At 71.1% G+C, this 21,549-nt stretch carries 26 protein-coding genes; 14 read left to right on the forward strand and 12 right to left on the reverse strand.

Going from position 1 to position 21,549, the window contains the following annotated elements; genetic code table 11:
• The first annotated feature begins 111 nt into the window (after positions 1 to 111).
• The 9 genes from AB0881_RS31095 (at position 112) to AB0881_RS31135 (ending at position 9,836) form a co-directional block, all read left to right on the forward strand.
• Positions 112 to 678 carry a hypothetical protein gene (locus tag AB0881_RS31095; protein ID WP_366622628.1) on the forward strand — a complete coding sequence of 189 codons (567 nt, stop codon included), beginning with the start codon at positions 112 to 114 and terminating at the stop codon, positions 676 to 678.
• Between the two features lie 132 nt (positions 679 to 810).
• Positions 811 to 1,677, forward strand: coding sequence for an alpha/beta hydrolase (locus AB0881_RS31100; RefSeq protein WP_366622630.1), 867 nt, complete (start codon positions 811 to 813; stop codon positions 1,675 to 1,677).
• Positions 1,678 to 1,792: 115 nt separating this feature from the next.
• A complete protein-coding gene (locus AB0881_RS31105) occupies positions 1,793 to 3,877 on the forward strand; it encodes a tetratricopeptide repeat protein (protein ID WP_366622632.1) in 2,085 nt (694 codons plus the stop codon).
• Positions 3,878 to 4,000: 123 nt separating this feature from the next.
• Positions 4,001 to 4,939: a hypothetical protein gene (locus AB0881_RS31110; protein WP_366622633.1), complete on the forward strand. Its 939-nt coding sequence runs from the start codon at positions 4,001 to 4,003 to the stop codon at positions 4,937 to 4,939.
• A 78-nt stretch (positions 4,940 to 5,017) separates the two neighbouring features.
• Positions 5,018 to 5,662, forward strand: coding sequence for a PaaI family thioesterase (locus tag AB0881_RS31115; protein WP_366622635.1), 645 nt, complete (start codon positions 5,018 to 5,020; stop codon positions 5,660 to 5,662).
• A gap of 243 nt (positions 5,663 to 5,905) precedes the next feature.
• Complete coding sequence (locus tag AB0881_RS31120) at positions 5,906 to 6,895, forward strand: 2-keto-3-deoxygluconate permease (RefSeq protein ID WP_366622637.1); 990 nt, start codon at positions 5,906 to 5,908, stop codon at positions 6,893 to 6,895.
• Positions 6,892 to 8,031, forward strand: coding sequence for a four-carbon acid sugar kinase family protein (locus AB0881_RS31125; RefSeq protein ID WP_366622639.1), 1,140 nt, complete (start codon positions 6,892 to 6,894; stop codon positions 8,029 to 8,031). Before AB0881_RS31120 ends, AB0881_RS31125 begins: the two co-directional genes overlap by 4 nt.
• Positions 8,032 to 8,065: 34 nt before the next feature.
• Complete coding sequence (gene pdxA / locus AB0881_RS31130) at positions 8,066 to 9,085, forward strand: 4-hydroxythreonine-4-phosphate dehydrogenase PdxA (RefSeq protein WP_366622641.1); 1,020 nt, start codon at positions 8,066 to 8,068, stop codon at positions 9,083 to 9,085.
• On the forward strand, positions 9,075 to 9,836 hold the full coding sequence (locus AB0881_RS31135) for a DeoR/GlpR family DNA-binding transcription regulator (RefSeq protein ID WP_366622642.1): 762 nt from the start codon (positions 9,075 to 9,077) through the stop codon (positions 9,834 to 9,836). Before pdxA ends, AB0881_RS31135 begins: the two co-directional genes overlap by 11 nt.
• Here AB0881_RS31135 and AB0881_RS31140 read toward each other — a convergent pair whose 3' ends face one another.
• Positions 9,837 to 10,349 carry a hypothetical protein gene (locus AB0881_RS31140; RefSeq protein ID WP_366622644.1) on the reverse strand — a complete coding sequence of 171 codons (513 nt, stop codon included), beginning with the start codon at positions 10,347 to 10,349 and terminating at the stop codon, positions 9,837 to 9,839.
• Positions 10,350 to 10,376: 27 nt separating this feature from the next.
• Here AB0881_RS31140 and AB0881_RS31145 point away from each other — a divergent pair, with 27 nt between their 5' ends.
• Both AB0881_RS31145 and AB0881_RS31150 read left to right on the forward strand, forming a co-directional pair.
• A complete protein-coding gene (locus tag AB0881_RS31145; RefSeq protein WP_366622646.1) occupies positions 10,377 to 11,060 on the forward strand; it encodes a response regulator transcription factor in 684 nt (227 codons plus the stop codon).
• On the forward strand, positions 11,057 to 12,400 hold the full coding sequence (locus tag AB0881_RS31150; RefSeq protein WP_366622648.1) for an ATP-binding protein: 1,344 nt from the start codon (positions 11,057 to 11,059) through the stop codon (positions 12,398 to 12,400). The genes AB0881_RS31145 and AB0881_RS31150 overlap by 4 nt, the downstream gene beginning before the upstream one ends.
• Here the strand turns inward: AB0881_RS31150 and AB0881_RS31155 are convergent.
• The 7 genes from AB0881_RS31155 to AB0881_RS31185 all read right to left on the reverse strand — a co-directional run bounded on the left by AB0881_RS31155 (position 12,397) and on the right by AB0881_RS31185 (position 17,308).
• Complete coding sequence (locus AB0881_RS31155) at positions 12,397 to 12,669, reverse strand: chorismate mutase (RefSeq protein ID WP_366622650.1); 273 nt, start codon at positions 12,667 to 12,669, stop codon at positions 12,397 to 12,399. The genes AB0881_RS31150 and AB0881_RS31155 overlap by 4 nt on opposite strands.
• 259 nt (positions 12,670 to 12,928) lie before the next feature.
• Entirely contained in the window at positions 12,929 to 14,071 is a 1,143-nt protein-coding gene (locus AB0881_RS31160) for a site-specific integrase (protein ID WP_366622652.1), read from the reverse strand.
• 145 nt (positions 14,072 to 14,216) lie between these two features.
• A complete protein-coding gene (locus AB0881_RS31165) occupies positions 14,217 to 14,447 on the reverse strand; it encodes a helix-turn-helix domain-containing protein (RefSeq protein WP_366622654.1) in 231 nt (76 codons plus the stop codon).
• A 98-nt stretch (positions 14,448 to 14,545) separates the two neighbouring features.
• Entirely contained in the window at positions 14,546 to 16,360 is a 1,815-nt protein-coding gene (locus AB0881_RS31170; RefSeq protein WP_366622656.1) for an FtsK/SpoIIIE domain-containing protein, read from the reverse strand.
• Complete coding sequence (locus AB0881_RS31175) at positions 16,357 to 16,701, reverse strand: hypothetical protein (protein ID WP_366622658.1); 345 nt, start codon at positions 16,699 to 16,701, stop codon at positions 16,357 to 16,359. Before AB0881_RS31175 ends, AB0881_RS31170 begins: the two co-directional genes overlap by 4 nt.
• A 31-nt stretch (positions 16,702 to 16,732) precedes the next feature.
• On the reverse strand, positions 16,733 to 16,921 hold the full coding sequence (locus AB0881_RS31180) for a hypothetical protein (RefSeq protein ID WP_366622660.1): 189 nt from the start codon (positions 16,919 to 16,921) through the stop codon (positions 16,733 to 16,735).
• Between the two features lie 174 nt (positions 16,922 to 17,095).
• On the reverse strand, positions 17,096 to 17,308 hold the full coding sequence (locus AB0881_RS31185; protein WP_366622662.1) for a hypothetical protein: 213 nt from the start codon (positions 17,306 to 17,308) through the stop codon (positions 17,096 to 17,098).
• Positions 17,309 to 17,489: 181 nt separating this feature from the next.
• Here AB0881_RS31185 and AB0881_RS31190 point away from each other — a divergent pair, with 181 nt between their 5' ends.
• A complete protein-coding gene (locus AB0881_RS31190) occupies positions 17,490 to 18,236 on the forward strand; it encodes an XRE family transcriptional regulator (RefSeq protein ID WP_366622664.1) in 747 nt (248 codons plus the stop codon).
• Positions 18,236 to 18,712 carry an NUDIX domain-containing protein gene (locus tag AB0881_RS31195; RefSeq protein ID WP_366622731.1) on the forward strand — a complete coding sequence of 159 codons (477 nt, stop codon included), beginning with the start codon at positions 18,236 to 18,238 and terminating at the stop codon, positions 18,710 to 18,712. The genes AB0881_RS31190 and AB0881_RS31195 overlap by 1 nt, the downstream gene beginning before the upstream one ends.
• Here AB0881_RS31195 and AB0881_RS31200 read toward each other — a convergent pair.
• From AB0881_RS31200 to AB0881_RS31215, 4 genes are read right to left on the reverse strand one after another with little or no spacing between them, the layout of a single operon-like run.
• Positions 18,709 to 19,272 (reverse strand): HD domain-containing protein, encoded by a 564-nt coding sequence (locus AB0881_RS31200; protein ID WP_366622666.1) that lies wholly within the window; start codon positions 19,270 to 19,272, stop codon positions 18,709 to 18,711. The genes AB0881_RS31195 and AB0881_RS31200 overlap by 4 nt on opposite strands.
• Before the next feature lie 21 nt (positions 19,273 to 19,293).
• On the reverse strand, positions 19,294 to 19,794 hold the full coding sequence (locus AB0881_RS31205; RefSeq protein ID WP_366622668.1) for a GntR family transcriptional regulator: 501 nt from the start codon (positions 19,792 to 19,794) through the stop codon (positions 19,294 to 19,296).
• The gene (locus AB0881_RS31210; RefSeq protein ID WP_366622670.1) at positions 19,791 to 20,135 is read right to left on the reverse strand and encodes a hypothetical protein; all 345 of its coding nucleotides are present in this window, start codon (positions 20,133 to 20,135) and stop codon (positions 19,791 to 19,793) included. The genes AB0881_RS31205 and AB0881_RS31210 overlap by 4 nt, the downstream gene beginning before the upstream one ends.
• Entirely contained in the window at positions 20,132 to 20,608 is a 477-nt protein-coding gene (locus tag AB0881_RS31215) for an ATP-binding protein (protein ID WP_366622671.1), read from the reverse strand. The genes AB0881_RS31210 and AB0881_RS31215 overlap by 4 nt, the downstream gene beginning before the upstream one ends.
• Positions 20,609 to 20,768: 160 nt before the next feature.
• Between AB0881_RS31215 and AB0881_RS31220 the strand changes: the two genes are divergently transcribed.
• Positions 20,769 to 21,494 (forward strand): helix-turn-helix transcriptional regulator, encoded by a 726-nt coding sequence (locus AB0881_RS31220; RefSeq protein WP_366622732.1) that lies wholly within the window; start codon positions 20,769 to 20,771, stop codon positions 21,492 to 21,494.
• Positions 21,495 to 21,549: the final 55 nt, after the last annotated feature.

The following is a 21,549-nucleotide window of genomic DNA, read 5'->3' on the forward strand; positions in this document are numbered from 1 at the left end:
TTACGGATCCCCGTACGGGCGAGGCCGCACGCATACTCCCCGCCCTCAGGGTAAGGAACGGGCAATGCCGACCACCTGATCACGGAAAAGGGAAGACCGGCCGCCGTCGCCGTGTCCGGCGCGGTGATCGCGGTCGCGGTGGCCGTCACGGTCACCGTCCTCGCGCTGTCGGGCCGCGGCTCGCCCGGCGGCACCGGCTCCGGCACGGCGGCCCCGCCGGCGACCACGGTCCGCACCGCCACGGCCACCGTCCCCGGCCGCGACGGCGGCCGGAACACGCCGCAGAACCCGGGGCCGCAGGACCCGCCGTCCTCCCAGGACCCGCCGGACGAACCGGACCGCCCCGGCTTCCCCGCCGCGTTCGCCGGCTCCTGGTCGGGCCAGGTGCGCCAGAACGACGGCAAGGAGTTCCCGGTCGAGCTGACCCTGCCCGAAGGCGCCCGCCAGGGACGGGTCGGCTACCCGGAGCACGGCTGCTCGGGCGTCGTGACGCTGATCGGGAAGCCCGGCGGCACCTCCCTCACCCTGAACGAGCGGATCACCTCGGGCGCCGCGGCCTGCGTGGACACCGGCACCACCACGCTGACCCGCGAGCCCGCCGGCACCCTGCACTTCAGCTACACCGGCAGCTCGCAGGGCAACACCTGGACGGTCACCGGCTCGCTGTCCCGCGCGTGACGGCGCACCGGCGCGGATCGGCTCGGCCCGGCGCCGAGCGCGTTCCGGCGGCGTAATTCACCAGCGCGGAACGCTCCATCCTGGTATCTCTGCTGGAACGCCGCAACGACCACTGGACGCGATCGAATCCCCATGACCCTCCGCCTCACCGCCCCCGACCGCCTCGGAACGACCAGGCTGCCCGACGGCCGCGACCTCGCCTGGAGCGAGTGGGGGCCGCCCGGCGCGCCGCCCGTGCTGCTGTCTCCGGGCGCCGCCACCACCCGCCGGCTCGGCACGGCCGCCCTCGACGGGCCCGCCGCTCCCGCCGTCCGGCTCATCGTCCTGGACCGGCCCGGGCTCGGTGCCTCGACGCCCGCGCCCGGACGGACGTTCGCGGGCTTCGTCCAGGACGTCCGCGACCTGTGCGCCCTGCGCGGGCTGGGCCGGCCCGCCATGGCCGGCAACTCCCAGGGCGCCCCGTTCGCCCTCGCGTGCGCCGCCGCCGGCGCCGTGAGCGCGCTGGCCGTCGTCTCCGGCTCGGATGAGATCGCCGCCGAGCCGGCCGCGCTGCCCGCCGGCCTGCGCGAGCTGGTCGAGCTCACCGCCGCCGACCCGGCCGCGGCGGAGGAGACGTTCGCGCGCTTCACCCCGCGGGCGATGTGGGACATGGTCATGGCCTCGTCCCCGGAATCCGACCTCGCCGTCTACCGGGCCCCCGGCTTCGCGGCCGCGTACCGCGAGGCCTTGGAGGACGCCTTCGCCCAGGGGCCCGCCGGGTACGCGCGCGACACCGTCCTGGCCATGGGGCGCTGGCCGTTCGACCTCGGCGGCATCGCCGTCCCCGTCGACCTCTGGTACGGCGCGCAGGACACCGCGCACTCGCCCGACAACGGGGCCGCCCTAGCCGCCCGCATCCCGGGGGCCGAGCGGCATCTCGTCCCGGGGATCGGCGGCGCGGTCCTGTGGACCCACACCGAGCCCATCCTGCGGACCCTCCTGGAGCGGGCCCGGGGGTAGGACGACGGGCCGGGGGCGTGCGGGCGCGTTTCGGCGCCGCGATCGCGGAAGTCTCTGGGAACCGTCGGTGGGCGGGCGCATACTTAAGGGCACAGTCGGCAGAGAGGCCACGAGGGTGGGCGGGACCCTGAGCGACGTTCCTCCGGAGACGACCGGTTTCGTGGGGCGGGAGCGCGAGCTGTCGGACGTGCGGGACGCGCTCGCGCGAACGCGGCTGGTCACGCTGACCGGGCCGGGCGGCGTGGGCAAGTCCCGGCTCGCGCTGCGCACCGCGCACGAGGTCGGCGGGCGCTTCCCCGACGGCGTCTGCATGGTGGAGCTGTCCGGCGTCCGCGACCCCAACCTGCTGGCCGACACGGTCGCCGAGGCGATGGGCGTGCGCGACGGGTCGGCGCCCTCGGCCGTCGGGCTGCTCACCCGGGCGCTGCGCGGCAAGCGGTTCCTGCTCATCCTGGACACCTGCGAGCACCTCGTCCCCGCGTGCGCCGCGCTGGTGCGGTCGCTGCTGGTCGACTGCCCGGGGCTGCGGGTGCTGGCCACCGGGCGGCAGCAGCTGGGCGTGGCCCGCGAGGCCGTCCTGGAGGTGCCGCCGCTCGCGGTGCCGGAGGTCACCGACCCGCCCGGTGACGGGCCGCCGGCCGCGGTCGAGCTGTTCGCGCGGCGCGCCGCCGAGGCGGTGCCCGGGTTCACGCTCACCGACGAGGTGCTGCCCGACGTCGCGCTGCTGTGCCGCCGCCTGGACGGCATCCCGCTGGCGATCGAGCTGGCCGCCGCGCAGCTGCGGTCGCTGCCGCTCGAACGCCTCGTCCGCCGGGTCGACGGCCTGTTCTGGACGCTGGAGAGCGCCGGCGCCGAGGACGTCCGGCACCAGACGCTGCGCACCACGGTCGGCTGGAGCCACGAGCTGTGCGCCCCGCTCGAACGCCTGCTGTGGGCCCGGCTGTCGGTGTTCGCCGGCGGGTTCGACCTGGCCATGGCGGTCGAGGTGTGCGGCGACGACCGGCTCGACCCGGACGGCGTCGCCGCCTGCCTGGCCGGGCTGGCCGAGAAGTCGATCGTCCAGCGGGTGGCGGGCGACCGCTACGACATGCTCGACACGCTGCGCGAGTACGGCGCGGTCTGGCTGGAGCGGGTGGAGGACGTCCGGCCGCTCCTGGTCCGGCACCGCGACTGCCTGGCGCGGCTGGCGCGCCGGGCCGCGGCGGCGTGGATGACCGACGGGCAGCTGTCGTGGGTGCGGCGGATGGACACCGAGCGCGACAACCTGCGCGCCGCGCTGGAGTTCTGCTTCACCGTGCCGGGCGAGGCGCGGGCCGGGCTGGCCATGGCGGGCGCGCTGTGGCGGACGTGGCTGTGCCGGTCGCGCTTCACCGAGGGCCGCTACTGGCTCGACCGCGGCCTGCGGCTGGTGAGCGAACCGGGACCGGAGAGCGCCGAGGCGCTGTGGCAGACCGCGTACCTGCGGACCAACCAGGGCGACTCGCCGGAGGCGCTGCCGATGATCGGCGAGTCCCTGAAGTACTTCGAGCGGACCGGCGACACCGCCGGCTACGCGCGGGCGCAGCGCACGCTCGGCGCCGCGGCCACGTTCATGGGCGACACCGGACGCGCCGACGCCGCCTTCGACGAGGCCCTGCGGATCATGACCGGCCAGGACCTGCTTCCCGACCTGGTCATGCTGCGCGTGCTCCGCGGCTTCCACCGCTCCCGGAGCGGCGATCCGGAGCGGGCGCTGGCCGAGTGCGACGAGGCGCTGCTGCTCCTCAAGGACGCCCCGACCGAGAGCTGGATCCGGTCGTGGGTCGGCTACGTCAAGGCGCTGGCCTACTGGTTCATGGACGACGGCGGCCGCTGCGCCGCCGAGCTGCGCGCCGGCCTGGAGATGTTCCGGCGGATGGAGGACCCGGCCGGGCTCACCAACTGCTTCGAGATGCTGGGCTGGCTGTCCGCCCGCGCGCACCGGCACGAGGAGGCGGCCGTCCTGCTCGGCGCCGCCTCCCGCTACCCCGAGAAGGTCGGCGTCCCGCGGCTCGGCGCGCCCGAGCTGGAGGAGGCGCACCGCGAGCTGGAGGACCGCGTCCGCGCCGAGCTGGGCTCGCGGCGGTTCGCCGAGCTGCACGGCCTCGGGATGGGGCTCGACGTCGACGAGGCCGTCCGGCTCGCGCTGGGCGAGGCGCCGCCGGACGACCCGCCCGGCTGACCCGTCCGGCTGACCCGTCCGGCTGATCCGCCTGGCTGATCCGCCTGGCTGATCCGCCCGGCTGATCCGCCCGGCTGATCCGTCCGGGTGCCCGATGGCGGTGCCGGTTGCCATACTGCGGGGATGGTCGACGGATCGCTGCACAGCCTGCTCCGGGAACGCGTCCGCGTCGCGCTGGCCCGGGGCGAGGACGACTACGAGACCATCCTGGCCGACGCGCGCGCGAGCCTGGAGGGCACCGCCGGCCGGGAGGCGGTCGCGGAGCTGGTCCGGGCGGAGTTCGCCGCGTACGACCGCGAGCAGGGGGAATGGGGCGGCGAGCCGCTGGACGCCGAGCGGCTGCTGGCCGCGTTCCGCGATCTGGACGTGGCCGGGATCGTGGCCCGCGCCGACTTCACCTGCTGCCAGAGCTGCGGAACGAGCGGGATCGCCGGCGCGGTGCCGGGCGGCGCCGCGGCCCGCGGGTACGTGTTCTGCCACCGCCAGGACGTCGACGCGGCCGCCCGCGGCGAGGGGCTGTTCCTGTCGTACGGGACGTTCGGCGACGACGCGGACGCCGGCGCCGCCGAGATCGGGGAGCGGGCGGTGGCGGCGCTGCGCGGGCGCGGCCTGGCCGTCGAGTGGGACGGCGAGGTGACCACCCGCATCCACCTCCCGCTGACCTGGCGCCGCCGCCGCTACGCCCACCTGGCGCGCTCGCCGGAGACGCCGGAGCCCGCCGCGGGGGCGCGGCTGACCGTGACGTACTGCGACTACACCCGCGACCGCGGCGAGGACGATCCGGTGCCGATGTCGTTCGAGGAGTTCCGCGGCCTGCTGTACGAGCTGGTCCCGGCCGGTGACAACTTCATCACCTGCCAGGGCCGGTCGGGCGCCGTGGTGCAGGGGATGTGGGACGCGGGCCCGCGGTTCTGGCTGGAGACGCCCGACCCGGACGCGGGCTGCTCGTACGGCCGGTACGCCACCCTCGACGAGGCGGCCGAGGTCGTCCGCGTCCTGGCCGCCGACGACCGGATCGCCCTGACCGACCTCGGCGAACTGGAAACCGTCGACTGGACGTGACCAAAGCCACCCTCACGGCAACGATCCAGACATCTCCGCCCCATAGAATTCAGTTCGGTAGTGAGACGAGGGAGACCCATGAGCGGGGCCGGGGCGGCGATGGCGCGGGTGCATCTGGAGCGCGAGCAGCACTCGCTGGCGGAGTCGCAGGTCGCGGCGCTGGCCGTGCTGGCCGAGCGGGTCCGCGCGCTGAACGAGGTCGTCGTGCACACCGGCGCCGCCGAGGACGAGCTGGCCGCCGTGTCCGCCGAGATCGCCGCGCTCACCGAGCGGCTGTCGGCCGACCCGCGCCGCCCGCACCCGCCGATCGCCCAGGCCGGCCGGGACGGCATCTTCCGCCAGCTGGCCAGCCCGGTGACCGGGCCGCTCAACCCGATCGCCCCGCCGCTCGACGTCGAGATCCTGCCGGACGGCACGGCGCGGGCCGAGTTCACGCTGAACGGCGTCTACGAGGGCCCGCCCACGTTCGTGCACGGCGGTGTCTCGGCGATGATCCTCGACCAGCTGCTCGGCATGGCGGCGTCCGCCAACGGCACCCCCGGCATGACCGCCACCCTCGACCTGCGCTACCGGCGGCCGACGCCGTACGGCGTCCCGCTGGCCGCCGAGGCGAAGGCGACCGGGGCCGACGGCCGCAAGTCCTGGTGCGAGGGCCGCGTCATCGACCCCGAGGGCAGGACGACCGTCGAGGCCACCGCCATGTTCGTGATGCCGCGCTTCTAGCCTCCCGGCCGGACTGATACAGCGGCCCCGGCGCTCCGTTCACCGCCGACCGCGACGCCCTGCATGATCTGCGCGCGACGCGCAGAATCCCAAGATCACCCGTAACTCTCGCATGGTAAATTCTGCGCGTTTCGCGCACTCACTGGACCTAGATGCGCAAAACGCGCAGTAGCATGACGGCACTCGGGGGAAACGAGGGAGGCGGGCCGCGCCAGGGCGCGGCCGACGGGTACGGAGAGTGCGATGCAGATCCCCATCAAAGCGACCGTGGAGCGGGTCCCCGGCGGCATGATGATCGTTCCGCTGCTGCTGGGCGCCGTGGTGTACACGCTGTTCCCCGGCGCGGGCGAGTACTTCGGCTCGTTCACCGGGGCGCTGTTCAGCGGCTCGCTGACGATCCTCGCGGTCTTCTACGTGTGCATGGGCGCGAGCATCGACATCCGCTCGACGCCGTACATCCTGAAGAAGGGCGGCGCGCTCTTCGGCGCCAAGGTCGTCGCGTCCATCCTGGTCGGGCTGGTCCTCGGGCGGCTGCTCGGCGAGGCGCCGGTCAGCTCGGGCTTCTTCGCCGGGCTGTCCACGCTGGCCGTGGTCGCGGCCATGAACGACACCAACGGCGGCCTCTACATGGCGCTGATGGGGCAGTTCGGCAAGCCGAAGGACGTCGCCGCGTACTCCATCCTGACGATCGAGTCCGGGCCGTTCCTCACCATGGTCACGCTGGGCATCGCCGGGCTGTCGGCGTTCCCGTGGCAGACCCTCGTGGGCGCGCTGCTGCCGCTGCTGGTCGGCGCGATCCTCGGCAATCTGGACCACGACCTGCGCAAGTGGCTGGGCGGCGCCACGCCGGTGCTGATCCCGTTCTTCGCGTTCGCGCTCGGCTGCAGCATCGACCTCAAGAGCGTGTGGACGGCCGGGCTGCTCGGCCTGGGCCTCGGCCTGGCGGTGGTCGCGTTCAGCGGGACGCTGCTGTTCACCGCCGACCGGCTCACCGGCGGGACGGGCGTCGCGGGCCTCGCGGCGGCCTCGACCGCAGGGAACGCGGCGGCGGTGCCGGCGATCGTCGCCAGCGCGAACCCGGCGTACAAGGAGGCGGCCGCGCACGCCACCGTGCTGGTCGCGGCGTCGGTCGTGGTGACCGCGATCGTCGTCCCGATCATCACGGCCTGGTGGGCCAATCGCGTCAAGCGCCGCGAGGAGGCGGCGGGCGAGCCGGTGGAGGCCGTGTCATGACGGAGATCGTGATCGTGGCGGACGACCTCACGGGGGCGGCCGACAGCGCGGTGCCGTTCGCGGCGCGGATGAGCACGGCCGTCGCGCTGGAGAGCGCGTGGCCGCGGGCGCGGGCCGTGGCGGTGGACACCGACAGCCGGTACTCGCCCGAGGACGTCGCCACCGAGCGCGTGGCCAAGGCCGTGACCAGGGGGATCGCGGACGGCGCCCGGATCGTGAAGAAGATCGACTCGACCCTGCGCGGCAACGCCGGCCCCGAGATCGCGGCCGCGGTCGCCGCGGCGGGCGGGCCGCTCGCGGTGGTCGCGCCGGCGTTCCCGGCGACCGGCCGGACCGTGGCCGCCGGGATCGTGCGGGTCGGCGGGGAGCCGCTGCCCGGGCGCCGGTACGGGGGAGACGTGGCCGCGCTGCTCGCGGCGGCGGGCCTGACCGCGCGGCGCCTCGACCTCGGCGCGGTACGGGGCGGCGACCTGGCTGCGCGTTTCGCGCAAGCACGCGCGGACGGCCTGGCGGCCGTCGTCTGCGACGGCGAGACCATGGCCGACCTGGAGGCGGTCTGCGCCGCGGCCGGGGAGGGCACGCTGCTGGTCGGATCCGGCGGCGTCACGGCCGCGCTGGCGCGCACCGCCGGCCCGGCCGAACCGGCCGCCGTGCGGGCGCCGGCCGGCCCGGCGCTCGCGGTCATCGGCAGCTACTCCGGCCTCGCCCGGGACCAGCGGGCGACGCTGGTCGCCGAGGGCTGGACGCCGGTGACCGTCGCGCCCGGCGCCCACGACGCCGCGGCCGCCGCGGAGGCCGTCCGGAACGGGCTCAAGGCCGGCGACGTGGTCCTGTCGGTGGACCCGGACGCCCCGGTCGACCGGGACCGCGCCTACGCGACGGCCCGTTCGCTGGCCGCCGCGGCGGCGGGCGCGGCGGGCGGCGCCGGGATCCTGCTGGCGACCGGCGGCGAGACCGCGCGGGCCGTACTGCTGGAACTGGGCGCCACCGAACTGTGGCCGGCCGGCGAGCCGGAGCCCGGCGTCGTGGCCGGCCGAGTCCAGGGGACGGGCACGCTGTTCATCACCAAGGCGGGGGCGTTCGGCGACCCCGCGACACTGGCGCGCGTGGTGCGCGCCGTACGCGCGACGGCCTGACGAGAACTGACGACGAGAACCGAGGAGAGCACGGATGGAACGCCCGATCGTCGGGATCACCATGGGGGACGCGGCGGGCGTCGGGCCCGAGATCATCGTGCGGGCGCTGGCCGCGCCGGAGGTCCGCCGGATCGCCCGGCCGCTGGTCATCGGGGACGCGGCGCGGCTGCGCCGGGCCGCCGAGATCGTGCGCGAGCCGGTCGCGATCGAGACCGTCGCCGGCCCCGAGGACGCCACCTACGCCGAGGGCGTCATCGAGGTCGTCGACCTCGACTGCGTGCCGGACGACCTGCCGTTCGGGAGGCTGAGCCCGGTGGCGGGGGAGGGCGCGTACCGGTTCATCGAGCGCGCCGTCGAGCTCGCCACGGCCGGGCGCATCGACGCGATCTGCACCGCGCCGCTCAACAAGGAGGCGCTGCACGCGGCCGGCCACCGGTACCCGGGGCACACCGAGCTGCTCGCCGAGCTCACCGGCACCGACGAGGTGTCGATGATGCTGAGCGCGCCCAAGCTGCGCGTCATCCACGTGACCACCCACATCGGCCTGGTCGACGCGGTGCGCCGGATCGAGCCGGGCCTGGTGGAGCGCACCGTGCGGCGCGGCCACGCCACCCTCGTCAAGTCCGGGATCGCCGAGCCGCGCATCGCGGTGTGCGGTATCAACCCGCACGCGGGCGAGAACGGCCTGTTCGGGCAGGGCGAGGAGGAGGAGAAGGTCGTCCCGGCGATCGAGCGGCTGCGCGCCGACGGCATCGACGCGCGCGGGCCGCTGCCCGCCGACACGGTGTTCTTCCGCGCCGTGCGGGGCGACTTCGACCTGGTCGTCGCGATGTACCACGACCAGGGCCACGGCCCGGTCAAGGTGATGGGCCTGGAGGCCGGCGTGAACATCACCGTCGGGCTGCCCGTCATCCGCACCAGCGTCGACCACGGCACCGCGTTCGACATCGCCGGCACCGGCCGCGCCGACCACGAGAGCATGCTGGAGGCGCTGCGCCAGGCCGTCGACCTCGCACCCTCCCGGACGGAGCACAATGGGGGCCGTGAGAGCTGAAGAGCGCCGCGCCCGGATCGCGCGGGCCCTCCGGGAGCGGCCCGTGCGGGTGGAGGAGCTGGCCGAGACGTTCGCGGTGTCCCTGTCCACCATCCGGCGCGACCTGCAGCTGCTCAGCGACGAGGGCGCGATCGTCCGCACGTACGGCGGCGCGCTGTCGGCCGCGCCCGGCGAGCAGTCCCTGCACGAGCGCGAGAAGCTCGCGCTCGCGCAGAAGGCCGCGATCGCCGAGGCGGCCGAGAAGCACGTGCGGCCCGGCGGCGTGCTGCTGCTGGACGCGGGCACGACGGTCGGCGCGCTGGCGTCCCGGCTGGCGTCCTGGACCGGCATCACGGTCGTCACCAACGGCCTCACGACGCTGGACGCGCTCGCCGAGAGCGCCGGCGTCGAACTCGTCGCGCTCGGCGGCGCCGTACGGCACATCAGCCTCGGCATGATCGGGCCCATCGCGGAGAGCGCGCTGCGCGGCATCACCGCCGACACGGTCTTCCTCGGCGCCGACGGCGTCGTCGCGGGCCGCGGCGTGTGCGAGGGGACGGCCGAGCAGGCCGCGCTCAAACGCCTCATGGTCGAGCAGGCCCGCGAGGTCTGCGTGCTCGCCGACGCGAGCAAGCTCGGCCGCGCCGAGAGCCACTGGTGGACGCCGCTCGACCGGCCGTGGACCCTCATCACCGACTCCGGCGCCGACGCCGGACGCCTCGCCGCGTTCGAGGAGCGCCCCGAGGTCACGGTCACCGTCGCCGCGACCTGACTAGGCGCGGGAGCCGTACTCGTACACCTCGACGGTCGGCCTGTGGTTGTAGAAGCTCGCGATGACCGACGACGTCCGCCGGTCCGCGAGGAAGTCGACCCGCAGCCAGCCGTCGTTCTCGGTCACGCGGGTCTCGTACCCGGCGTTCGGCGTGGCCGACACCAGCTGCACCCGCCGCTCGGAGACCGCCAGCGCGGCCCGGCCGCCGCGCGTCGAGTAGCTGCGCACGTTCCCGTGCCGCCTGCTCGGGGACGGCTTGGCGGTGCCCGACGCGGTCTCCTTCTCCTCCGGGGATCTCCGCGGAGTCTCCCGCGGGCTCGGCCGGGCCGCCGCCGTGCCGACGCTGCCCGGCGGTGACGGGCTGCCGTGGATGACCGGTCCGGTGACGGGCGGCGGCGACGAGCGGTCGGAGATCGCGCCCCGCACGACATCGCGTACGCCCAGCCACGACAGCGCCACGGCCAGCGCCGTGACCATCGCCCAGGGCGCAACGTACGACATTGCGCGACGCATGGGCACATGGTGGCATACGGTTCGGGCATGGCGAGTGTGCTCGTGGTGGAGGACGACGCTAACGTCCGGACGGCCCTCATCCGGGAGCTGAGTCAGCGGTCGCACGTCGTGCGCAGCGTCGGGACGGCGATGGACGCGCTGCGCGAGGTGACCCAGGCACCCCCCGACGTGGTCATACTCGACCTCGGGCTGCCCGACCTCGACGGCGCCGAAGTGCTGAAGATGCTCCGCGGCATCTCCGACGTACCGGTCATCATCGCGACCGCGCGCGAGGACGAGCCCGAGATCGTGCGGCTCCTGAACGCCGGCGCCGACGACTACCTCATCAAACCGTTCTCCGCCGAGCACCTCAACGCGCGCCTGTCCGCCGTGTTACGCCGCGCGGCGCGGTCCGGCCCCACCGCCGAGATCCGCGTCGGCGGCCTCCACATCGACCTCGACCGGCGCGAGGCCGCGCTCGACGGCAACGCCCTCGAACTCACCCGCCGCGAGTTCGACCTGCTCGCCTACCTCGCCGCCCGCCCAGGCCGCGTCGTCGCCCGCCGCGAACTCCTCGCCGAGGTCTGGCGGCAGGCGTACGGCGACGACCAGACCATCGACGTCCACCTGTCGTGGCTGCGCCGCAAACTCGGCGAGACCGCCGCGAAACCGCGCTACCTGCACACCGTCCGCGGTGTCGGCGTCCGGCTGGCGGACCCCGGAAAGCCATGAGACGCACCCTCGTCCTGGTGTCCCTGGCGGTCACCTCCATGGTCGCCCTCGCGTTCCTCATCCCGCTCGCGCTGACCGTCCGGGAGATCGCCCGCGACCGCGCCCTCACCGCCGCCGAACGCCAGGCGAGCGCGCTCGGGCCCGTCCTCGTCGTCACCGAGGACCCCGGCGCCCTCGAACGCGCCGTCGCCAGCTCGCAGGCCGGCGCCGCCCGCCGGATGGCCGTCCACATGCCCGACAACACCGTGGTCCCGCAGGCGTCCGGCGACGGCGACCGGGCCCGCCTCGACCAGGTCACCGAGGCCGCCCGCCGCGGCCGCTCGTACACCGCCCGCGTCAACGGCGGCCACGCCCTCCTCCAGCCCGTCTCCCTGGACGCCGGGCGCACCGCGGTCGTCGAGGTCTACATCCCCGACGCCGACCTGACCCGCGGCGTCTGGAACGCCTGGCTCGTCATGACCGCGGTCGCCGCCGCCCTCGTCGCCGGCTCGGTCGCCGTCGCCGACCGGCTCGGCGCCCGCATGATCCGTTCCACCCGGCGGCTGGCCGAGGCCGCGGGCCAGTTCGGCGACGGCGACCTCGGCGTCCGCATCGAACCCGACGGCCCGCCCGAACTCGTCGAGGCCGGCCTGGCGTTCAACGCGATGGCCGACCACGTCGTCCAGCTCCTCGCCGCCGAACGCGAGATGGCCGCCGACCTCTCGCACCGCCTCCGCACGCCCCTCGCCGCCCTCCGCCTCAACGCCGAGGCGCTGGGCAACGGCCCGGTCGCCGACCAGACCCGCGACGCCGTCGGCCGGCTGGAGCACGAGATCGACCTGATCATCCGCACCGTCCGCCGCCCCACCGCCCGCGGCTCCTGCGACGCCGCCAAGGTCCTGCGCGAGCGCGTCGCGTTCTGGTCCGTACTCGCCGAGGACGAGGGCCGCTCCTGCGAACTCATCGGCGCCGACCGCCCGGCCGCCCTCCCCGTCCCGGCCACCGAACTCGCCGCCGCCGTCGACGCCCTCCTCGGCAACGTCTTCCGCCACACCGCCGAAGGCACCGACTTCGCCGTCACCCTCCACGTCGGCAAGGGCCTCACCGGCATCCTCGTCGCCGACGCCGGCCCGGGCATCGCCGACCCCGACACCGCCCTCGAGCGCGGCCGCAGCGGCGGCGGCTCCACCGGCCTCGGCCTCGACATCGCCCGCCGCGCCGCCGAGGCCACCGGCGGCCACCTCCGCATCCACCGCTCCGTCCTCGGCGGCGCCCAGATCCAGATGTGGTTCCGCACCAAGTGGCTCCCCCCGGCCCGGCGCTCCCGCCGCCTCGTCCGCCGCCGCCACTCGCGCACCTAGGCCCGGTGCTCGTCCAGCTCCAGCTCGATGAACGCCCCCACCATCGCCCGCCAGACGGCCTCCGCCACCGCGGGCTCCAGCCCCGCCGCCACGGCCCGTTCCCGGGCCAGCGCCACCACCTGCTCGACCCGCCCCGGCGCCCGCACCGCCCCCTCGTCCTCCTTGAACGCGGCCGCCGCCTTCACCAGCCCCTGCCGCTCCGCCAGCAGCCGCACCAGCTCCCCATCGACCGCATCGATCCGCGCCCGCACATCCTCAAGATCCCGCATCCCCGAATAATCCCACCAGCGCCGGCAGGCCCCCGAGTGGGAACCGCACTGCCGGACTGACCCCCTGGCCTGCTTCCCATGTCTGTGCAGGTGAGCCCCTTCATGGGCGTCCCTGATGCACAGTGCCGGACGGCCTCTGGATAAGCCCTCCTCAGCGCTTCCCTAAGTGAGGCGCAATCCTGGATCTTGAGGCGATCCAAGTGAGAGCCGCTTTCCGTCTCGTCCGTGGTCCGGGGGAGCCATCTCGGGAGCCAGTCGCCTACGCGGACTTGCTCTTGCTCGCGAAGATGTCGTTCATGTGCTCGGCTCCGTCGCGGATCTCGGGCCGGAGCTGGTGACGGTAGACCGTCTCCGTGATCTTGGTGTTCTTGTGCCCGACGAGGTCGCTGATCTTCTCGATCGCCACACCGTGGTCACTCATGATCGAGACGAAAGTGTGCCGCAACTCGCGCGGGCACCACTCTCGCGGGTCGAGTCCGGCGGCCTTGACGACCTTGGAGAAGCGGTACCGGACGTGCTGTGCCTTGTACGGGGCGCCGTTCAGGTGACAGAACACGAGATCGTGATCCTCATACGCTTCGCCTGCCTTGAGCTTCTCCGCAGCCTGCCTCGTCTTGAGAGTGCGGAGAGCCTCAACCGCGCGGTCAGCGATGCCGAGGCCACGTCGGCTCAACGGCGTCTTGGTCTCGTCCCGGTGCCGGTCGGCTCTGAGCACGTACACGGTGGCCGCGTCGAGGTTCACGTTGTTCCACGTCAGCGTACGAAGCTCTTCCGTACGCAGGCCCGAGACGATCGCGAGAATCACGTACGCCCCAAGGCGATGCTCAGGCTTGGCGGCCTCCTCTAGGAGTGCCTCGGCCTGCTTGAGGCTCAGCGAACGTGACTTGCGTCCCGCCTTACCCTGCGGAGTGTCGACCAGGTCGGCGACGTTCCGACCGACCTGGTCATGACGTGCCGCTCTGCGGATGGCGCGCTTGAGTAAGCCGTGCACGATGCCGAGAGAGGACGAGGTGAGGTGCTCGGCTCTCCCGTTCAGCCACGTCTCGACGTCGTCCGCCGTGAGTTCCTTGAGCGGGATACGCCCGATGAACGGGATGAGTTGGTGATCGGCCAGTGACCGGTACACCTCGTTCGTTGCCGGCGACTTGTCGCTCTTGGCGAAGGCCGTGAGGAAGTCGTTCACCGCATCACGTACGCGATAGTTCCGCTTCGACTTCACGCCCTTGTCCAGGTCCGCGGCGAGGTCCTTGAGCTTCTGGATGAGCTCGGTCTTGGTCCTGCCCTTCCTCTTAGGGCGCCTGCGCTTGCCGTCGGGTCCGAACCCGAGCGAGATGGCACCCGTCCAGCCGTCACCCTCCCTGTAGATCGATCCTTCGTACTTGCCGATCAGGATTTTTGCCATGAGTCCGCCCTCCTTCCTGCGTAGAAGCGACGTCTTGCGGGCCGTTCCGGATGAACGGCTCACCAGCGAAGATAACTCACGACGTCCCTAGACGTCCCTACTGTGAGGCGGATTCTCCGGGCCGCGCGGAGAATCCGCCTCGTGATCAGTCGGGAGGGTGCTCTTCGAGAGAGGCGATGAAGTCGGCGAGCTGCTGGTCAGTGATGCGGCGAAGCTTGTCGATCTTGATGCTGTGGAGGCGTCCGGTCCGGATAAGGGCATAGACCTTGTCTCGGCCGATCTGGAGGATCTCGGCGACCTGTTCGACGGTGTACGCCTTCACGATCACCTCCTTCTCCCGAGTCGTCTCGGGTGTCACGTGGGGCGTGGCGATCATCTCCGTTCGTTACGGGGCGTGATTGTCTACGTCTTCGTCTATGTCTCGTCTACGCGCCATACGTGCAGACGCGTGCGTGGGGCGTAGACGTAGACGAGTCACTGAGCGTGTTCGGTGATGGCGCGCCATCGGCCTCGGGAGACCTGCGTGACGCGATCGGCCTCGGCGAGGTCACGTAGCCGTTGGTAGATCCACGGTCGGCTCATGCCGGTCGCCGTGATCAGGAGAGAGACCGGCGTCCCCTCGTCCGGCGCGCTGGTCAGCAGCTCCCACAGGATCGCCTCGGGATTCCTCGCCTCGGCGACGTCCGGGGCCCTGGTCTCCTCGTCTGGGTCCTCGATCGTGCGCATGCCGATGCCGGCTTGGGCCTCCTCGATCGCAGTACGGGACACCTCGTCCAGCCTCGGGCGCAGGTCGGCATGTCGCTGCGCAGCGGTCGCCACGCCCTCATCGGTGAGGAGGTACGCTCGGCCTCGGCGAGGCGTGTCGTGTTCGGGTGCCGAGAGCAGGAACTTGCCGGGCGCGTTGAGAGTGTGGGCATGCCATCCGGCGGCGAGCATGCCTTGACCAAGGATGAGATCGATGTCCTTGCGCTCCCGTACGCGGAAGCTCACACGTACGTCCATCTGGGACCGAACGGCGCCCTTGCCCATGGCCTTCTGTGTCGGGCGCTGCGTGGCCGCGATGAGCGTCACCGCGACGGCCCGTCCTCGGCGCGCGATCGAGTCGGTGTCGCTGGCGCTTTCGGGCGCGTCCTCGGCGAGTTCGGCGTACTCATCGATGACGATCACCAGGGCGGGCATGTCCGGGGCCGGTTCCCATACGCGCCGTCCCCGCTCGGCGAGCATTGCTGCACGCGCTTCCAAGACCGCCACGGCGTCACGCAGCAGAACGCAGGCTTGCTCGGGCGTCGTGGCGAGTCGATCGATGCAGGATGCCCACGGCTGGAGTTCCATCCCGCGCTTGAGGTCGATCGCCCAGATCACCACGTCCCGGCATGCGGTGAGGTTGCCCATCAGGACGTTGATCCCGCCACTCTTGCCCGAGCCGGTCACGCCACCGATGAGCCCGTGGCGACGCAGCAGCAGGACGCGCGCGTTGGTGGCGTCTTCGAACGGCCCGAGGTCGATCGGCTCGGAGATGGACGCGACCGACGGTCCCGGCCACGGGATCGCGTCGGCGTGCGGATCGGTGTCCAGGACGCGCAGCTCGAAACGGTTGGCCTTGTCGTCTCGCGTCGGGTAGACGCGCACCGCCCCGCGGAACGTCCCGAGCGCCGATTCGATCGCGGGAACCTTTGCCGTCACGTCCTGGATCGTCTGGCCACGGGCGAGCGCGAACCGTGCGCGCCATCCCCACACGTCCACGCCTGCGGACTGTGCACGCGAGCCGGGGAGCCCGATCGAGTGCGCGATCTCGGGCCATGCCGCGATCTGCCGGTCTACCCGAACCTTGACGCGTCGGCGCCGGTGAGCCCACCACGGTACGGCCAGCACGGCCGTACCGGCGAGAAGGCACTGAGGAAGCGGCCCGTACCCGATGCCGAGTGCGGTCGCGGCGGCAAGCCATGCACCGGCGCTCATGGCCACGGTTGCGGCGTACAGCCGCTCTCGCCGCACCCTGAGCCCGAAACGTCCGCCAAGGACGGCGGGCGCCCATGCGGCCGCCGTGGCGATGCCGAGGAGGTACGGCCACCACTCCGGACGTGCCAGATGTAGCACTGTCGCACCCACGGCGAGCGCGGCCCCCGCATAGAACGGGGCCAGTTCGGAGCGGTACCGCCACAGCGCGCGGGCGATGAGGACGGCGGCGAGATCGGGAAGCTGATCGTCGTTGTTGATGACGATCATCGGTTGTAGCCCGTGGCGGCGCATCTTGCGGGCATGCCGCCGCATCTGCCGCGCGCGGGTCATGAGCGCCTCCACCAGTTCGGCGGAAGCTGCCCCTGCGCTCGCAGCTCATCGCGCAGGTAGTACAGCGGGTCCGGTTCGGCGTCACGGTCGGCCATGAGCGATGCCCGCGCGGCGGCGGCGAGATTCGCGCGGTCACGACGCGCCTTCACCACCTCGGCGGCGAGGCGGTTGACCTGCGGCAGCAGCGTCAGAGTGTCGGTCAGCGCTGCATGGATTCGAAGCCACAGATCGCCGATGCCGGGCAGCACCTCGGCGAGAGCGGCGACGATCTCACGCGCGGCACGGTTGCGGTTGCGGACCTCCTGAAGATCGAGTCTTGAGGATGGGGGAGTGTCAGGCACCAGGGCATCCCTCCCTTCGAGTCGGGGGACGTCAGTGCAGAGTGAGGCTCTGGAGGAGAACGGTCACCATTCGGCGGATCTCGGGCGCGGCCTCGGTAGCGGCGAGGAAGAACCCGCACAGCAGGCACACGACGACGTGCCACGCGCGCAGGCCCATGTAGCGCCATGCCACCCAGACCACGGCGGCGAGGACGGCGACCAGGGGAACCGAGACGTTCATGACGTGCTCACCTCCTCGCGGTCACAGCCACAGGTCGGGGAAGCGGGACCCCTGCCGGCGGCGCTCCCATCGCGCCCGGGACCGGCACTTACGGCAGCGCCGGTTACCGGGCTCGACCCGAGCGCCGCACGGGCAGGAGTGACCGGTGATGATGCGCGGCATCCTCATCTCGATTCACCGCCCCGCCGGAACGCGCTCGGGGACGTCGTCACACGTCGTCCGCGTGCTCAGCACGCGGCGGGAAACCGCGCCGGTACGGGACGAGGAGGCGCCGTGGCGCATAGCGCGACGCTCTTCGGAGTGGATGCCGATCACCAGCATCGCGAAGATGCCGCAGACGGTGCCGGCGAGGAAGACGGCAATGATCGAGGCCAGTACGAGGATCATGAGGAACACCTCTCTCGCGTAAGGCCCGTGTCCGGCGGGGGCGGCTCGGGCGATCGATTTGCCTTACGGGAAAGAGAGTCCTCCGAGACACGGGGACGGGATCACTACATGACTGGACCTGTTCAAGACGTCCTCGTAGGGTTGACCGCGTCCTAGACGTCCCTGCCTCCCGGACCGGTGAATGCCGAACGAACGCCTACGCGCGGCCCTGCTACAGCAGAGGTTGACCGTGGCCGCACTCGCCGAGTCGATCGACGTCGATCCCAAGACCGTCGAACGGTGGATCACACAGGACCGGACGCCCTACCGGCGACACCGCTACGCAGTGGCTTCACGTCTCGGGCTCGATGAGACCTACCTGTGGCCCAAAGCGCTGACCAAGGAACAGGTCACCTCGGTCTCCGATAGCGAGATCATCACCGTCTACCCGCACCGCTGGTCCGTCCCACGGGACGCGTGGGGACGACTCTTCTCCGAGGCCCAAGACGAGATCGGCATCCTCGTCTACAGCGGCCTCTTCCTCGCCGAGGACAACGGCGCCCAACGCATCCTCGCCGACAAGGCCCGAGCCGGCGTGCGCGTGCGCGTCCTCCTCGGCGACCCGGACTCGTCACCAGTCGCCGAACGCGGCACAGACGAGGGCATCGGCGAGTCCATGGCCGCAAAGATCCGCAACGTGCTCGTCCTCTACAAGCCGCTCAGCAGCGTCGAGAACGTCGAGATCCGGCTCCACGGCACAGTGCTCTACAACTCGATCTACTACGCCGACGATCAACTCTTCGTCAACACCCACGTCTACGGCATCCCGGCGTCCAACGCGCCCGCATGGCACCTGCGCAAGATGCCCGGCGGCGAGCTGGTGACGACCTACCGGGAGAGCTTCGAACGCGTCTGGGAAGCCGCCAAGCCACTACAGCCGGGAGCATGATGGGCCGCAGGATCGACTACTACGACGACCCCAATGCTCCTCAGCCCAACAGCCTCGTCCCATCCGTCAACGTCGTCGTCACCAACGACAACGGCGAGATCCTGCTGATCCGCCGCACCGATAACGACAACTGGGCCGTCCCCGGCGGCGCGATCGACCTCGGCGAATCGGTCAGCCAAGCCGCCGTACGCGAGACACGCGAAGAGACCGGCATCGAGTGCGAGATCACGGGGATCGTCGGCATCTACTCCGATCCCAAGCACCTCATCCACTACACCAGCAATGACGAGGTACGGCAGGAATTCTCGATCCTGCTGACCGGCCGCCCGATCAGCGGAGAGCCCACCCCAAGTGACGAGTCTCGCGAAGTGCACTGGAAGGCACCAACGGACGTCGAGTCGCTACAGATGGACCGCTCAATGCGCCTACGCATTGGCCACTACCTAGAGCAGCGAGCCAAGCCGGTAGTCATCTAGAGAGCGAGACCGGCACTCCGAGACTTGCTCTGAACGTCCCGTACCGCCTGGACAAGATACGGCTCGGCAAGCTGCGTGAACCGCGTGACCAGGTGAGCAGGACCGTACCGCTGGCGGATCTCCGCAAGCCGATCGGCCACGTCCACCGAATCGCCGTCCGGCGTAGTGGTCATGTCGCAGTAGATCAGGGCCCGGTTCAGGCACGCGTCGGCTGCCGGGAACTCCCTATGCAGTTCCTCGGCAAGGCCACGTTCGCCGGCTTCGATGCTGGCACAGGAGTGCCCGGCGACCAGGCGGCACAGCACATCATCGGCTCGGGCCACGTCCCGCAGGTAGCGGGCACCGTCAAGCGGGTGGAAGCCGGTCACGGCGATCCGCGGGCTGTACCCGATGTCGTGCAGCCACGCGGCAGCCTCAAGTAGGTCGGCCTGGTCGCCGAGGAGGGGAGCGAGATCCCGAGCCTTACGCGCCACGCCCTGTGTGTGAGCCCAGCGGCGAGGCAACGGCACTTCGAGCAGGTCACGGGCGATCTCGCTCGCCCAAGCAGCCTTGGCGTTCATGCTTCTGACGCTACGGGCACCTCAGCGGACGTCCACGGGCGCCGATGGATCATCTAGGGACGTCTTGCGCAGGACGAACCGTCCTCGCCCGTGCAAGCACTCGACGAGGCGAGCCTTCTCCAACTCGGCCAGAGCCCGCTGAGCCGTGTAGCGAGAGACCCCGTACCGAGCCGCTATCCGCAACTCACCCGGCAACCACGAACCAGGCATGTAGTCACCTCGCTGAATCCCGGCACGTAGGTCAGCGGCAATGCGCTGGTACCGAGCCTCGGCCTGGTCGGTCGAACGCTCACCCGGCCGGCGAACGAACCGGCCGACGCCCACCTGAACCCGGATCAGCCCCTCGTCCTGCAACGTATCCAGTGCTCGCCGGACCGTGCCGCGCGTGACACCGAACTCCTTGCAGAGCGAAGACTCGGAGGGGATCCGCGCACCGATCGGATATACGCCCTTCACCACTCGCTGGCGCAGCTTCGAAGTGATGCGGACGTACGCACGCCACGGTGTATCGCGCGGGCTCACGACTCAACTCGCTCTCCATGCGCGATCCGGATCACCAGATCGAGTAACTCGATGACATTCTCGACCGCGCGTGATGGATCGACACACGGGGCAAGTCGACCACCGCCTGAATGCCTGTACCACCAAACCGGTTCTTTGCCATCCTCCTGCACCGGAACCGCGCTGATGCTCTCGCCGATGCTCGGCAACTTCGGATGGAAGACACGCAGCATCGGGACCGCCTCGGCGTACCGTGTGACAGCGACCAGCTCGGTATCGGCGAGAGCCCACCCAAGCCGGTCCAGGCATGCGGCCGCCGTCGCGCGATAGTCGTCCGTTATGGCAGGAATCGGAAGGTTCACGACCGGCCTTCCTCATCATTCGGCCACGCCTCCAGCTCGAACCACACGGCCTTGCCGTTGTCCGTCCGGTAGACCCCATGCTGATAAGTCAGCACGTCGAGAATGAACATGCCGCGGCCCGACTCGGCGAGCATCCCAGCATCCCGAATGCACGGGACTTCCGGACTCTGGTCATGGACCTCACAGCGGATGCATGCGCCGACACGAAGCACGACCAGGCGCAGCGGACGTTCCTCGTCGCGGTCGGTGTGCTGGTAGGCGTTGGTCGCGACCTCCGAGACACACAGCTCAGCGGTCTCGGTGACATGGGAGACACCCCACGCGGCGGCGACAGACCGCAGGAAGCGGCGTGCCCTTCCAACCGCCTCGGGCGCGTTCGGCAGCCTCAGCTCACCGAGAAGCGACCCAAGAAATTCCTCGAAGACGGGAGACCGGTACCAGGGCGCGATGTCCGGCAGTTGCTCGGCAGACATGGAGACACCCCCTCAGGGATGCGGATGCAGACAGGTTCGCCATGGCCAGGAAGCCTGCCCGCCACCTGCGGGACCTCTCCACCGGCATCTAGGGACGTCTAGGGACGTCTTCTGTTAGCGTCGTCCATGACACAGACGCCCGGGAGGTCCTGTGAACGAGATGCTGCGACGTGCCCTCGCCGACGCCCAGCTCACCGAGGCCGACCTTGCCGAACGCGTCGGCGTAGACCCCAAGACCGTCCACCGCTGGCTAGCCGGCCGCACTCCATACCCCCGCCACCGGGCAAAGGTCGCCGAGATTCTCGATGCAAATGTTGTGTGCCTGTGGCCGAAGATCCAGAACTCGCATATTACTCCAGATACTTCAAGCGTTGAATTGTTTGCCACCTATCCCCACCGATGGTCTGTGCCCCGCCACGTCTGGCAACGTCACTTCGAAAGTGCGCAACATGAGATCGGCGTACTTGCCTACGCTGGACTCTTTCTGGCCGAGGACAACGGTTTATTGCGAATCCTCGCTAGAAAAGCCGATAGCGGGATACCGGTGCGCATCTTGCTCGGCAATCCGGATGGCATTCGTATTACTGAGCGAGGGGCGGAAGAGGGCGTAGGCGATTCACTTGCCGCCAAGATTCGAAACTCGATCCATCATTACGAGCCCCTGTGCAAAGTCGATCATGTGGAGATGCGTCTGCATGACACTGTTCTTTATGCTTCCATCTATCTGGCAGATCAGGACCTGATGATCAATCCGCATGCCTACGGAACCCCCGCATCACATGCGCCGATTCTGCACCTACGAGAAACTCAAGATGGTAGCATGGCGAATACGTACATAACAAGTTTTGAGTTGATATGGCGAAACGCCAAGCAACTCCACGTCTAATTGTAAAATTCGAAACACGACCCGCGTCTACCCACCTACCAGAGACGTGGGCAAT

Source organism: Spirillospora sp. NPDC029432 (assembly GCF_040703975.1).
Taxonomy (GTDB): Bacteria; Actinomycetota; Actinomycetes; order Streptosporangiales; family Streptosporangiaceae; genus Spirillospora.

Coding starts and splice junctions, on each gene's coding strand:
- AB0881_RS31100 (WP_366622630.1), top strand. CDS start 811: ATGACCCTCCGCCTCACCGCCCCCGACCGCCTCGGAACGACCAGGCTG.
- AB0881_RS31110 (WP_366622633.1), top strand. CDS start 4,001: ATGGTCGACGGATCGCTGCACAGCCTGCTCCGGGAACGCGTCCGCGTC.
- AB0881_RS31115 (WP_366622635.1), top strand. CDS start 5,018: ATGAGCGGGGCCGGGGCGGCGATGGCGCGGGTGCATCTGGAGCGCGAG.
- AB0881_RS31120 (WP_366622637.1), top strand. CDS start 5,906: ATGCAGATCCCCATCAAAGCGACCGTGGAGCGGGTCCCCGGCGGCATG.
- AB0881_RS31125 (WP_366622639.1), top strand. CDS start 6,892: ATGACGGAGATCGTGATCGTGGCGGACGACCTCACGGGGGCGGCCGAC.
- pdxA (WP_366622641.1), top strand. CDS start 8,066: ATGGAACGCCCGATCGTCGGGATCACCATGGGGGACGCGGCGGGCGTC.
- AB0881_RS31140 (WP_366622644.1), bottom strand. CDS start 10,349: ATGCGTCGCGCAATGTCGTACGTTGCGCCCTGGGCGATGGTCACGGCG.
- AB0881_RS31145 (WP_366622646.1), top strand. CDS start 10,377: ATGGCGAGTGTGCTCGTGGTGGAGGACGACGCTAACGTCCGGACGGCC.
- AB0881_RS31150 (WP_366622648.1), top strand. CDS start 11,057: ATGAGACGCACCCTCGTCCTGGTGTCCCTGGCGGTCACCTCCATGGTC.
- AB0881_RS31155 (WP_366622650.1), bottom strand. CDS start 12,669: ATGCGGGATCTTGAGGATGTGCGGGCGCGGATCGATGCGGTCGATGGG.
- AB0881_RS31160 (WP_366622652.1), bottom strand. CDS start 14,071: ATGGCAAAAATCCTGATCGGCAAGTACGAAGGATCGATCTACAGGGAG.
- AB0881_RS31165 (WP_366622654.1), bottom strand. CDS start 14,447: ATGATCGCCACGCCCCACGTGACACCCGAGACGACTCGGGAGAAGGAG.
- AB0881_RS31170 (WP_366622656.1), bottom strand. CDS start 16,360: ATGACCCGCGCGCGGCAGATGCGGCGGCATGCCCGCAAGATGCGCCGC.
- AB0881_RS31180 (WP_366622660.1), bottom strand. CDS start 16,921: ATGAACGTCTCGGTTCCCCTGGTCGCCGTCCTCGCCGCCGTGGTCTGG.
- AB0881_RS31185 (WP_366622662.1), bottom strand. CDS start 17,308: ATGATCCTCGTACTGGCCTCGATCATTGCCGTCTTCCTCGCCGGCACC.
- AB0881_RS31190 (WP_366622664.1), top strand. CDS start 17,490: ATGCCGAACGAACGCCTACGCGCGGCCCTGCTACAGCAGAGGTTGACC.
- AB0881_RS31195 (WP_366622731.1), top strand. CDS start 18,236: ATGGGCCGCAGGATCGACTACTACGACGACCCCAATGCTCCTCAGCCC.
- AB0881_RS31200 (WP_366622666.1), bottom strand. CDS start 19,272: ATGAACGCCAAGGCTGCTTGGGCGAGCGAGATCGCCCGTGACCTGCTC.
- AB0881_RS31215 (WP_366622671.1), bottom strand. CDS start 20,608: ATGTCTGCCGAGCAACTGCCGGACATCGCGCCCTGGTACCGGTCTCCC.
- AB0881_RS31220 (WP_366622732.1), top strand. CDS start 20,769: ATGCTGCGACGTGCCCTCGCCGACGCCCAGCTCACCGAGGCCGACCTT.